The organism is Phaeobacter sp. JH20_02 (assembly GCF_048056915.1).
GTDB lineage: Bacteria > Pseudomonadota > Alphaproteobacteria > Rhodobacterales > Rhodobacteraceae > Phaeobacter > Phaeobacter bryozoorum.
The window spans coordinates 121,024-133,374 of sequence record NZ_JAYMVP010000021.1 but is presented as its reverse complement, the minus strand read 5'-3'; the positions used below and the strand labels follow the sequence as shown (position 1 = coordinate 133,374).

Sequence of the window (12,351 nt, the reverse complement as noted above, 5' to 3'; positions counted from 1 at the left end):
GGGGGTCTGCGCAGGTGCCGCTGTGCGCGATCTGTCTGCGCCTCTCACGCCGCTGCTGCCGGTCCTGAACGACAGCCGATCCGGCGGGGCTGGCAGCCGCGGCTCTAGACCCTGCGCTGAGGAAACTGAAGCAATACACGTTTTGGTAGTATATGTTAAACAAAGTACTCCTATAATTGTTCCAACAGTGTCTCATCGGATTGGGGAAATCATGCCGCTCAGGCTTGCCATATTGCTGGTTGTTGCGCCGCTTTTCCTGCTGGCAGGGTATCTCGCTGCGAGCGCGCTTGTGGCGCAGCGCGCTCGCTACCTCCTTGCGGAATACGCCGCGCAGACCGCGCAGGAGGAAAGCGCGATCAGCGATATGATCCATGAGCTGCAGCGCGAGCGCGGGTATTCCGTCGGATATGTCTCCTCAGATGGGCGGGTTTTTCCAGATGCGTTGATACGTCAGCGCGGCCAGACTGATGCGGTGGTCGCCTCGGCACTTTCGCGCATCACCCTGATGGCCGACGATCATAGCCTGGCCTTTGATCGCGTTGTTCACGGGGTGGAACGGCTGGCGGAACTGCGCCAGCATGTCGATGGCTTCGGCTTTGATAGGCCGGTCATGGTTTCGGATGTCGCTGGGCCCTACACGGAACTCATCAGCACCATCATGGCTCTTACCCGACAAAGCGTCGGGCTGGACAGTTCCACCGAATACCAAGCGCTGCGACAGGCGCGTTTCCTGATCGGCGAAGCCAAGGAAAAGGCCGGACTTGAGCGGGCAACTGGCGCGGCGGTCATCGAAACGGGAAATTCTTCTGCGCTGCGGGAGCATTTCGCCGCCCTCGGCGGCGCGCAGATCATCCTGTTGACCGAAGCAGCGGTCGTCAAGGGAAGTGGAAGCTGGCTGCCATCGCTGCAAAGGACGGACCAATATCTCACCTTAAGCGACCTGCGTGATACCATCAGGTCAGCAAAAGCGGCCTCCGGGCCGGCGGCTCTCAACAGCGAGCGCTGGGTCGCGGCGTCGACGGAATGGATCGACTTTCTGCGCAGGGAAGAGAGGAATGTCACCGCTGAAATCATCTCGCTGGCCAACCAGCTTGAAGCGGAAAGCACGACCGAGCTGGTGGGGCTCATTTGGCTCACCATCTTTGCAGGGATTGCGGGGACGCTGTTTGTTGTGCTGACGCTGAAATGATGCCCGCGTCTGGGCAGGCGTGGTTCTGGGGCGTCCCGGATGGCCGGTCATGCCCTTGGCGCCGTCCATGGCGCGCACGCGGGGTTTTGCTGGCCCATGGCGGGGAGGCAAATGTAGGGTTAGGCTGGGTCACGTCACCCCAGTTAAGAGGTTGATCCTGCTGGAAAAGAGGGCTGACCAGACTGGTTCTGCGCTGAACTTGCTGCGCGGGATCTGATGGTTGGTGCGAACTGGGGCAAACCGTCGAAGACTGATATCCCGCGCCAGCTGGCGCGGGTCGGTTTCACCGGTATGATTGCATTGGAATAGGTTGAGTGATTGGTTGAGTGGCTGACAGTGATGTAGGTGCTGCGATCCGCAGACTTGTGCGACAACCGTGGGGCGGGCAACCGGCTGCACGCGCAGAGCAGCGCTGTTGACCGGCGCGCAGGTTGGTTCAGAGTTGACCAGAAGACCACGCAGGCGTTGGGGCTGAGGGTGCAGCGGGCGATCCCGCTCTGCCATGCGGCCAATCTGTATGGTCGCAATCTAGAACGATTGCAGGTTTGAGCACAGGGCCCGACCCGTTTTCCAATCTTGCGCGTCTTTCGAATGTGCGCGTTCCAACATGGGATGTGTCGCGCAGATTTGAGCGTCTCTGGATCGGAAAATCTTCCCGATCACCGATGTCAGGCCGCAAGCTGTCGATCCGTGGTCAGAATTCGGACTGGAATGCGCGGCCTCCGAATGGACGGAGCCCGCATCCCGAAGACCATTCAGGTGCATCTGGTCCAGCGACAGCTTGGTATTGCCATATGCTTTGAGGGGCGGGGGCCACCACCGGGGGCATCGGGGCTAGATATCGCCATGAAGAAACAGCGCCACCGCCAGAGTAGCTACGCCATTAGCGTTCAGTCGCGCCGGGGCATCGACCATACGAATGCTGCCATCGATGGCGCCGGGAATATCAGTCTTCTCCCGCCGTTGCGTTCATGGACCGCACAGATTGTAAGGGCCCGCCTTTTCAGCAAGCTGGCGCCAACAGCATTGATCCGCTGACCGGCGTCATCTCAGCTTGTTTTCAAGCGACACAATCTCGACATAGGCGCCCAGCATTTCAACGGCCGATTTGACGGCGTCATAGGCGTTTTCTTTCACGATATAGCCTGCGATTTTGTGCTCATAAGCGACCGCGATATCGGAGGGCGCATCGGAGGTTGTCAGAACAAAGATCACGGAATTTGCCAGTTCCTTGTCTTCCCGGACCTCTGACAGGAATTCCAGACCACCCATGCGCGGCATATTCAGATCAAGCAGGATGATATAGGGGCGCTCCAGCGCGGCAGCGTTCACGCCGCGCAACAGGTCCAGCGCTTCCTGCCCGTCGCCCACGACCTCTACCGGGTTCACGAGACGCAGCTTTTTCAAGGCGCGTTTGATGGCCATGACAGCCACTTCATCGTCATCGACAATCAGGAATGTAACGGATTCTTTATTGGTCATGCGGCCAATCCTTGGGTGTCATTCAGCGGTTTCTTTGATTTGGAGTTGAGCGGGATCCGGACCGTGAACACGGTGCCGCGCGCCACCTCCGGATTGGAAACTACAGAAACGCTGCCACCCAGTGATCTGGCAAGTTTTTGCACAAGAGCCAGACCCAGGCCGGACCCTTCGACTTCATCACGGGATTTCAGCGTTTGAAACAGCACGAAAATCTGCTCCTGGTATTGTTTCGGGATGCCCGGACCATCGTCGGCAACGGTTATTTCCACGTAGTTCGGGTAGAGTTCGCTGCTGATGCGGATGGTGCCCGATGATCTGTCGTGATGCTTGCTGGCATTGCTGACAAGATTGATCAGGATGGTTTTCAACGGTGTCAGATATGCACCGAAGGGACCGCAATCCTGCTCGACCTTGATTTCGAATTCCGGGTTGGAATTGAAGTAGAGCCGCAGCTCATCTGCAAAATGCGTCAGGCTGAATGCGCCGTGTTCGCCCTCGATCTGTCCTGCACGTGCATAATCCAGCAGCGCCGACAGATGGCTGGATAGTCTGTCCGTGCGATTGCGGATCAATCCGATATTCTTTTGCGCATCGGCCGGCATCTCATCGGCAAAGTCTTCTTCGGTCCATTCGATCAGATTTGAAATCGCCCGCAATGGCGCACGCGGGTCATGTGCGGCCACATAGGCAAATCTCTCCAGCTCCTCGTTCGAGCGCTTCAGCGCAGCGGCGGTGAGGCGTGATTTCTCGACAGCCTTTGCGATCTCCGAGATTTCGTCCGAGCCGCTGGTGTTGATCGGGTCGTCGAGCTCGCCGCGGGACATGCGCTGGATATGGCGGGTCAGGCGGTGGATGCGCGAGATCATGCGAACCTCGATCATGAACCACAAGAGCGCCAGAGAAATCAACAGCATACACATGTTGAAAGCGACATCGACAAAGCGAATGCGTTCCACGATTCGCGTGGTTTCTGCCGCGCTTTGTCGAAACTCCATCGCCGCACGCTGCGTGTTCGACCTGCTCCAGGTGCCAATGCGGTTCAGGACGGCTTCAGCCTCTTTGTAAAGACGATCCTGTTGCGCTTCGCTGATCTGTAACTGCGACAATCCTTCGACGACGCCATCCGGGCCAAGCATTATCTTGCGATAGTCGACCAGCACACCGGCAATCTCGTGACGCGCATCGATGTTTTTGAGCCGGGCAAGGCGGGAGGCAAGAGTATTGATCTGGGCGACGAGGCGCTGACTTTCCGCGCTGTGTTTTTCGCCCGTATCAATGGAGAAATCCTTGGTCAGGATGGCAAGCGATGCAACGCTGCCGGAGATCTCCCCAAGGGTTTTGGCGGTGTCGATTGCCCAGGAATACGACTGGCTCGAACTCCCGGTGTCACGCTGTTGATTGCCGAACTCGATCTGCGCGACAATGATGGATTTCTCCAGGGCCAGGATCTTGGAGGCCGCCTGTGAGATAAGCGCCTCCAGCCGGTCATACTGGGCGACGAGGTCTTGCCGACCTTTGACAACCTTTTGGAAGACATCGGCATCTGCAGGGGACGGACCGTTGGTGACTGTATCTGTCTGATCGCTGAAATTGTCGCGAAAGAGCTGTGCAAGCGTGTCGAGCCGCTGTCCGAGCGCCTTTAGCCCATCCGGTTCGTCGACGAGCCGGATCCTCGCCAATGTCACCTCCAGCCCATGTTGCAGGTCGCCAAGATCGGCGATCCTGTCCAGCAGGGGGATGGTGCGGTCCGACAGGTTTTCCGTCTTGCGCTCAATACGGCTAAGGTCGTTCCACTCCGCATACATCGCGACACAGATCGACGCGAGGCAGATGACGACACAGGATCTTAGGCGTGCGGTTAGCGACACTGCGGGTCCCTTTTGCTGTTTGCGAGACTCAACATAAGGTTGAGAGGTTTACCAGCCGTTAACTGGGCGACGATAGGTTTGACGACATATAGCCAACCGCGAGGATCCCCATGTTCACAAGACGCGCCTTTACCACGCATGCGCTGGCGTTGGGGGTGGGCGGTGGCCTGCTGCCTGCAGCCGGACGTGCTGCAACTGATCCCCAGTCTCCCAACCTGTTGCGTATTCTGACCCCTCATGGGGCAGAGGCGAATCTGGCCCCGGTTGCCAAGAGTTTCGAAGCGTTATGTGGCTGCCGGGCGGAATTGGTCGTTGTCGGTGTGGGAGAGATTAATGCGGTGTTGACGCTGGAGGCAATGCTCAATGACGTCGGTGTCGATGTGGCGCTGCCTGCAACGTTTGGAATCCCCGATCTTGTCGAGGCGGAGGCGATCCTGCCCCTGGACGGGCTGGCGCAGCAATACGCGCCGCAGGATTTGACCGACGCGATGATGTATACCAGCGGTGATGTTTTCGATGACCGGCTCTGGGGATATCAAACCGACGGTGACGTGTTCTTAATGTTTTATAACAAAAGGTTTATGGAGAACCCTGAGTTAAGACAGAAATATGCGGATCAGACCGGGACAGACCTGACAACACCGGCGACTTGGGAAGAGCTGGACCGCCAGATGGCGTTCTTTCACGACCCGGATGCGGGACGCTATGGCGGCTGCCTGTTCCGCGCTGCCGACAAGGTGGCCTGGGAATGGTGGGCCCGGTTCCACGCCAAGGGGGCCTGGCCGTTTTCACCCACGATGGAGCCGCAGATTGCCGGTGCCCAAGGCGTCGCCGCATTGGAAGAGATGATCGCCTCGAGCGCCCATCTGGTTGGGGCCGACCTGGGCCTCTTTGCCAATTGGGCACGGTACCGCGAGGGTGACATCTACGCCAATATCGGTTGGGGGGGGACACAGAAAAGCCTCTATGCGCCGGACTCGGCGATGCGCGATAATCTGGTCAACGCCTCGCTGCCCGGTGGGCGCATCAATGGGGCGTTGGTGCCCATGTCGTATTTCAACTGGGGGTGGAGTTACGTCGTCGCCAAAAATTCAAGGCAGCCCGAGCTCGCATATCAGTTTTGCGTGAATGCCGTTTCGCAGAAAGTCGGCGCCGAGGCGATCGCGCAGACGGGTGGTTTTTTTGACCCTTTCCGGACCGATCAATATCAGGATCCCGCAATCGTCGATGCCTATGGCGCACAGTTCCTGAGGGTGCATGAACAGGCAATGCGCTCGTCTATGCCCGATCTCTATCTGGCGCGGCGGGGGGAGTATTTCGACGCTTTGTCCTATTGGCTTCAGCTTGCGCTGGCGGGTGACGCCACGCCGGAGGTCGCGCTCAACAATGTGGCTCAGTCCTGGCGTGCGACAACGGATCGTGCGGGTGCCAGGTTGCAGGCGCGCCGCTGGATGGCCCTGCGTGACACCTATCCTGCCGAACTTCGAAAGGCGCTCCGCGATGAAACATGATACCCCCGACCAGGCGGCTGGCCAGACCACGCGCGATCAGGCGATGATGGAAGTGGTCTACAAAATCGTGCATGATCTGCGGGGATCGGTGAGGGCGCTTGCCGAACTGCCGAACTGGATTGGGGAGGATCTGGAGGACGCAGGCCTGACCCTGCCGGAAGCCCCGGCGCAATCCCTTGATCTGATGCGGCAGCACGCCGAGAAGCTCAACATGATGCTTGACCAGCTGTCGCGATATTCCAAGACCGGATACCGGGAGACGGAGAACGTGTCGGTTCAAGCTTGCCTTGATCGTGCGATTGCGGCGCTGAATCTGCCAGATGGCCTGCGGGTGCGGGCGCGGTTCGATCCGCCTGAGATTGACATGAACCCCGATGCCCTGATGTCGATGTTCCTGATCCTGCTGGGAAATGCGGCCGGTCATAACCCGGAGCCGGTGCGCATTGCCGTGGTTGGCCGCTGCCACGACGGCATGTGGGAGATGCTGGTGCGAGACGATGGTATCGGAATTCCAGCAGGCAAGCTGGAACGGATTTTTGATCCGATGAGCAAATTCTCGATCGCCGACACCGGAGGGGCAGGCATGGGGTTGGCGATCCTGCGGCGCCTTGCCGATAGCTATGGCGGTCTTGTAGACGCGTTGCCGCCCCGGACCAATCGGCACGGGGCGACTATTCGGGTGCGTCTGAAGCAACCTCACCGTGGCTGAGCCGCGGTGAGGTGATCCACCTAGTGGCGAACTTCGTTGAAACTATTGCTGTAGTGTTCGATCTCGTCGAAGAACCGCCAGATGTTCAGGCAATGGGTTTCGATCTCATCCAGCGCCTCAGGGGAGGGGGTCAGGCCCTGATTGTGGCAGCCGCGAATAAAGGAGATCTGACGGTACATGCGCCGCAGTTTGGGTTGCAGCTCGCTGATGCAGCCTTCAGCCATGCCACGGATCACATTACGGGTTGCTTCCTGCACCTCGGCTTTCATGGCCGGGTTGGAGAAGGTTTCAGCGATGGAATTGTAGATCACACCATGGAGTTTTTCAGCCGTCAGATTGCCCTTGCCGATGTAGTCGACACAGCCGGCGCGGATCGAACTGACAACCGCTTCTGTATCTTCACGACCGGAAATCATGACCACCGGGACCTCCGCAGTCTCCAGTTGCTGTTTGACCACGGCGACGGCATCCAGCCCCGAGGCGTCGCGCAGCTGATGGTCAATCAGACAGAGGTCGACGATATTCTCGTCCAGTGCTCTTTCAAAGTCCTTGATATCCGAACAGGTGATCACATTCACAGATCTGTCCGCTTGGGCAATCAGCCTTCGCATCCGTGTTCTGTCAAATTCACTGTCATCCAGCACCAGGACACATAGGTTGCCGGAGGGCAGTGTCGCGTGGTTGGTTTGTGTCGTAACCTCGGTACCATTCATGATAACGCCCTTTCCAAAGACTGGCCTGAGACTGTCATTTTGCCGCTAACAAATGATTAATATGCCCGCCTAGTGTCGTTAAGACTTTAACCAGACAGCTATGAGTTGAGCGCGCGCCTGCCCTGAATGCGGCCGATTCATGAGCTGTTAAGGGTGTTTTTGGTGGTTTTCTATGAGGAACAGGCTCAATGCCCACAAGGTGTCGGGTAATCAACAGAAGATATTTTATCTATGAAATACTATTGGCCAACTGTCTGACCTCGTCTCAGGTTGGGCCGCCATCTCGCGGCCCATACCGATACTTGCGTGCTTATCGTGCCTGACAGGTGTCAGATCATCAGGCCGACGAGACCGGACAGCGTGGCGGGGACAAACAGGAACCCCTGGGGAATATCCTTGTAGCGCTGGCCGTTCAGAACCGGCAAGGCCAGCCCCCAGAGGGCATATGAGGCGGCCAGAGCGGTGGCGATGATCGCGGCGACGACTGGCCCGTTCAGCAGCGCAGGCCATAAAAAGAGCGCAGCCACCGCAGCGAGGTTAATGCTCACCAGGTGCCAACAGTAGTAGTTTACATATCGTACCTCGGCAGGCAGCTCGCGCGCGTTCAGCAGGGGGCGTGCAACGCTCTTACCACCGGCGAAGATGTGCAACAGCGTGTTCGCGACCATCAGGCCTCCGGCTGCCAGTAACCACATGTTCATGGGCGTCAATGCTCCTAATTGAGTTTGCATGAATGGATACAGCTATGCACCGGCCCCCATGAATGGCCCATAAGACAGATTGCCATTGCGACAATTCGCGTGGTCCAATCGTTTGCCGCGGCTCACTGCATGATGCGTGTCAGCTCGCTCCATTGCGTGTGGGTTACCGCGTCTTTTCCGGCGATCATCCAATAGGTGGCATGGTGTTTCAGCCGGTTCCGATCAAGGCGAACCAGCCGCCCCTCGGCCAGGGGCACGCGGCACAGAGGAAGCGAACCTAGCAGAACGCCGGCCCCGGCCTGTGCCGCGCCAAGTGCCGACAGGAATGTGTCAAAACGCAGATGCGGTACTGGCGTTGTCCCGCCGCCGTGGCGGGCAACCCAATCGGGCCAGCCCGGGCGTGGACCGGAACAGGCAATGCGGGGCCAGTCGGTCCAGTCCTGCGCAGCCTTGATCAGAGCGGGCGCCGCCATCGGCGCGATTTCCTCGGAATAGAGCGGCAGCTTATAGGGGTGGGGCCAGTCCCCGGCGCCGTAGCGAATGCGCAGCACATCATCCTCGGGCGCGTCATGGGCGCCCAGCACCATGGTCTGGATCGCAAGCTGACCACCCGAAATCTCGCTCAGGGCTGCCAGCCTTGGCGTGAGCCACAGATCAATGACCGACTGGCTGGCGGAGATCGTCAGCTGGCGCCGCCCGGTGCCGAACAGCGCCTCTGAGCTGTCGCGCATCGTGTCCAGCGCCGACTGGATATGGGGCAACCAGGCCTCGCCCTCCACAGTCAGGGAAATGGCACGAGGGTGACGGTGGAACAGCGCCACCCCCAGCCGTTTCTCCAGCTGGGCGATGCGCTGCGAGATGGCGGATTGGGTGATCCCAGTTTCGTCTGCGGCTGCGGTAAAGCTGCCGCAGCGCGCCGCCGCTTCAAAGGCGCGGATCCATTCCAGCGGGGGCAGGGTTGAGCGCTGTTTTTGCATTAGCTGACCTTGGCCTAAGTGCAGAAATTCCTAATTTGAGGTTATCCAGGACCGGTGGCAACATACAGGCAAAAGTCATCTTCCGCATTGCGGACCCTTTCTTGAGGACATCATGCCGTCAGTTACCGTTGCCCCAGCGGGCGATTATCTCACCCTGTCTCTCGGGACGTCTGAACTGCGGTTCCACGCGATCTGGCTGCGCGACAATGCGGGCGATCCCGAGACCCGTGCGACGGCCAATGGCCAGCGTCTGATCGCCCTGCGCGATATCCCGGCCGACACGGCAATTGCGGAGGCGACGCTTGATGGCGGCCACCTCCGGGTGCGGTTCGTCCCGGAAGAGAAGACCGTGGATTACGATCTGTCCTGGCTTGGGGATCATGCCTATGACCGGGCGCGTCAGGACGCGCGCGGCTGGCTCGCGGAGGGGGTCGAGCCCTGGGACGCGGGGTTGATGGCGGCCGTGCCCACCGGGGATTTTGCCGCGCTGCAAGCCGGTGGTGCGGCGTTGGGCGACTGGCTTGGCGCGGTGACACGCTACGGGTTTGGCAAAATCGTCAACGGTCCGGTTGAGGACGGTGCACTGTTCCGGGTTGTGGATCTTTTTGGTCATGTCCGGGAGACCAACTATGGGCGTCACTTTGAGGTCCGTACCGAGGTGAATCCGACCAATCTGGCCTTTACCGGGCTTGGCTTGCAGGCCCATACCGACAACCCCTATCGCGATCCCGTGCCGACGATCCAGGTGCTCTACTGTCTCGAAAGCTCGGCTGCCGGCGGCGAGAACATGGTGGTTGACGGCTTTGCCGCGGCGCTGCGGCTCAAGGCGGAAAACGAAGCCTATTTCAACGTTCTGGCCGAGCATTGCGCGCGCTTTGAATATGCTGGCGAAGCCGCGGTCTGCCTGACCTCGCGCCGTCCGATGATCGAGCTGGCGCCGGATGGCGAGCTGATTGCTGTGCGTTTCAACAATCGCTCCCTTGCGGCGGTTCAGGATGTCCCCTTCGACAAAATGGCGCTCTATTATGCGGCCTATCGCCGGTTCGGCGAGATTATCGACGACACGGCAATGGAGGTGACCTTTCGCCTGAACCCCGGTGAGGCATTTGTGGTCGACAACACCCGTGTCCTTCATGCGCGCAAGGGCTATTCCGGCGAAGGAACGCGGTGGTTACAGGGCTGCTATGCCGACAAGGACGGGCTACGCTCTGCCTATGAGGCCCGGCGGCGTCAGGCCCTGGGGGAGGCGGCGGAATGACCAGCCGCAAACCGCAGCCAGCGCCGCATCGCCCGCCTGAGACACTCGACCGCGACACAATCGTTGCGTTCCTCGGCTCCATCTTCGATCGCCGCGGCGGTGAGGAATATCTGGGCGAGCCGGTGACCATGGGAGAGCATATGCTGCAGGGTGCCACAATCGCCGAAGAGAATGGCCAGCCGGAGGAAATCATCGTCGGCGCCCTCCTGCATGATATCGGTCATTTCACATCGGAGTTTGGCACCTATCACCCCGATGATACCGAAGACCGCCACCATGAGGACGCCGGGGCCGAGGTGCTGGAGCGCTTCTTTCCCAGCGTGATCACCGATTGCTGTCGCTACCACGTTGCTGCGAAACGCTATCTCTGTGCGACGAAGCCCGAGTATTTTATACGCCTTTCGCCTGCCTCGGTCCATACGCTGGAGCTGCAGGGGGGACCGATGACCGCGCAGGAAGTGGTGGAGTTCGAGGCCAATCCGAACCTCAAGGAGATCATCGCGGTGCGCTATCTGGACGAAGCGGGTAAGCGTGAGGGGATGAAGACGCCCGATTTCTGGCACTTTGCCCCGATGGTGCAGCGCATGGTCGATCGGCACTGCGGCGCGGCGAAATAGGGACCGACCCGGATCATTGCGAATAAAAATGCGGCCCCTCTCAAGCCAGAGAGGGGCCGCAATCACGACACCTGAGCCAGACGTCAGACAGCTCGGTCCGGGCTCAGTATTCTGTGGCCCTCAACCGGAGATCACATCGCGTCCTTGAACAGCTGCGTCAGATTGGCTTCATCCAGAACGACAGGGTTGCCGCCGCAGGAGGGGTCGATCAGGGCGCCTCGGACCAGCTCGGGGATGGCGTCTTCGGTGACGCCGAGGTCCGCGAGGCCACGTGGGATACCGAGACTGTCGTTCAGCTCCTGCACATAGGCGCAGAAACCGTCAAAGCCGCAGTCGATGCCCAGATAGGCAGCTGCGGTGTTGAACCGCTCGCGGATTTCCGGCGCGTTGAAGGCCAGAACTGCAGGCATGCAGACCGCATTGGTGGTGCCGTGGTGGGTGTTGAACACTGCGCCGATCGGATGGCTCATGGCGTGGACCGCGCCGAGGCCTTTCTGGAAGGCGGTGGCACCCATGGCCGCAGCCGACATCATCTGCGCGCGCGCCTCAATGTCGGTGCCATCGGCATAGGCGCGCGGCAGGTAATCCTTTACCAGGCGCATGCCTTCCAGCGCGATACCCTGCGACATCGGGTGGTAATGCGGGCTGGAGAACGCCTCGACGCAATGGGCAAAGGCATCCAGCCCGGTGCCTGCGGTGATGAACTTCGGCATGCCCACGGTCAGCTCGGGATCACAGATCACCACGGTTGGCAGCACCTTTGGGTGGAAGATGATCTTTTTCTGATGGGTCACACTGTCGGTGATCACAGAGGCGCGGCCGACCTCGGAGCCGGTGCCTGCGGTGGTCGGCACGGCGATGATTGGCGCGATTGCATTGGCATCGGCGCGGGTCCACCAGTCGCCGATGTCTTCAAAATCCCAAACCGGTCGGGTCTGGCCGCACATGAAGGCGACCATCTTGCCCAGATCGAGGCCAGAGCCGCCGCCAAAAGCGATAACCCCGTCATGGCCGCCCGCCTTGTAGGCGGCAACACCGGCTTCGAGGTTCTTCTCGTTCGGGTTCGGGTCAACCTCGCAGAACATCGCCCGGCCAAGGCCCGCGGCCTCCAGGATGTCGAGGGTGGCTTGGGTGACGGGCAGTTCGGCCAGGCCTTTGTCGGTGACCAGCAGAGGTTTCTTCATGCCGACAGCAGCGCAGGCGTCCGCCAGTTCCTTGATCCGGCCTGCGCCGAATTTGATTGCGGTCGGGTAGGACCAGTTTCCAACAAGAGTCATAGGTGTGTTCCTGTGATGAAGCCGGGGAGGGGGCGCTGCCCCCGCTTGC

Annotated in this window: 11 protein-coding genes; 5 read left to right on the top strand and 6 right to left on the bottom strand. The window is 59.8% G+C overall.

Annotation, left to right across the window (positions count from 1 at the left end; translation table 11 throughout):
- Window positions 1–22 precede the first annotated feature (22 nt).
- Window positions 23–1,189 carry a nitrate- and nitrite sensing domain-containing protein gene (locus tag VWY34_RS06255; protein WP_416544649.1) on the top strand — a complete coding sequence of 389 codons (1,167 nt, stop codon included), beginning with the start codon at window positions 23–25 and terminating at the stop codon, window positions 1,187–1,189.
- A 1,044-nt stretch (window positions 1,190–2,233) separates the two neighbouring features.
- Here the strand turns inward: VWY34_RS06255 and VWY34_RS06250 are convergent.
- Together VWY34_RS06250 and VWY34_RS06245 are read right to left on the bottom strand one after the other, a co-directional pair.
- The gene (locus tag VWY34_RS06250) at window positions 2,234–2,671 is read right to left on the bottom strand and encodes a response regulator (RefSeq protein ID WP_416536630.1); all 438 of its coding nucleotides are present in this window, start codon (window positions 2,669–2,671) and stop codon (window positions 2,234–2,236) included.
- A complete protein-coding gene (locus VWY34_RS06245) occupies window positions 2,668–4,539 on the bottom strand; it encodes a sensor histidine kinase (RefSeq protein ID WP_416548924.1) in 1,872 nt (623 codons plus the stop codon). The genes VWY34_RS06250 and VWY34_RS06245 overlap by 4 nt, the downstream gene beginning before the upstream one ends.
- 110 nt (window positions 4,540–4,649) lie before the next feature.
- On the opposite strand from VWY34_RS06245, the gene VWY34_RS06240 reads away from it, so the two are divergent.
- Together VWY34_RS06240 and VWY34_RS06235 are read left to right on the top strand one after the other, a co-directional pair.
- Window positions 4,650–6,050, top strand: coding sequence for a sugar ABC transporter substrate-binding protein (locus VWY34_RS06240; protein WP_416544646.1), 1,401 nt, complete (start codon window positions 4,650–4,652; stop codon window positions 6,048–6,050).
- The gene (locus tag VWY34_RS06235) at window positions 6,040–6,759 is read left to right on the top strand and encodes a sensor histidine kinase (protein WP_416544645.1); all 720 of its coding nucleotides are present in this window, start codon (window positions 6,040–6,042) and stop codon (window positions 6,757–6,759) included. Before VWY34_RS06240 ends, VWY34_RS06235 begins: the two co-directional genes overlap by 11 nt.
- Window positions 6,760–6,779: 20 nt before the next feature.
- Here VWY34_RS06235 and VWY34_RS06230 read toward each other — a convergent pair whose 3' ends face one another.
- The 3 genes from VWY34_RS06230 to VWY34_RS06220 all read right to left on the bottom strand — a co-directional run bounded on the left by VWY34_RS06230 (window position 6,780) and on the right by VWY34_RS06220 (window position 9,150).
- Entirely contained in the window at window positions 6,780–7,472 is a 693-nt protein-coding gene (locus tag VWY34_RS06230) for a response regulator (protein WP_416536634.1), read from the bottom strand.
- Window positions 7,473–7,801: 329 nt separating this feature from the next.
- Entirely contained in the window at window positions 7,802–8,173 is a 372-nt protein-coding gene (locus tag VWY34_RS06225) for a hypothetical protein (protein WP_416544644.1), read from the bottom strand.
- Between the two features lie 122 nt (window positions 8,174–8,295).
- Complete coding sequence (locus VWY34_RS06220; RefSeq protein WP_340547390.1) at window positions 8,296–9,150, bottom strand: LysR family transcriptional regulator; 855 nt, start codon at window positions 9,148–9,150, stop codon at window positions 8,296–8,298.
- 112 nt (window positions 9,151–9,262) lie between these two features.
- Here VWY34_RS06220 and VWY34_RS06215 point away from each other — a divergent pair, with 112 nt between their 5' ends.
- Both VWY34_RS06215 and VWY34_RS06210 read left to right on the top strand, forming a co-directional pair.
- Window positions 9,263–10,408, top strand: a complete 1,146-nt coding sequence (locus VWY34_RS06215; RefSeq protein WP_416539984.1) for a TauD/TfdA family dioxygenase — start codon at window positions 9,263–9,265, stop codon at window positions 10,406–10,408.
- Complete coding sequence (locus tag VWY34_RS06210; protein WP_416544643.1) at window positions 10,405–11,025, top strand: HD domain-containing protein; 621 nt, start codon at window positions 10,405–10,407, stop codon at window positions 11,023–11,025. Before VWY34_RS06215 ends, VWY34_RS06210 begins: the two co-directional genes overlap by 4 nt.
- Window positions 11,026–11,156: 131 nt before the next feature.
- Here the strand turns inward: VWY34_RS06210 and VWY34_RS06205 are convergent, their stop codons facing one another.
- On the bottom strand, window positions 11,157–12,302 hold the full coding sequence (locus VWY34_RS06205; RefSeq protein WP_416544642.1) for an iron-containing alcohol dehydrogenase: 1,146 nt from the start codon (window positions 12,300–12,302) through the stop codon (window positions 11,157–11,159).
- Window positions 12,303–12,351: the final 49 nt, after the last annotated feature.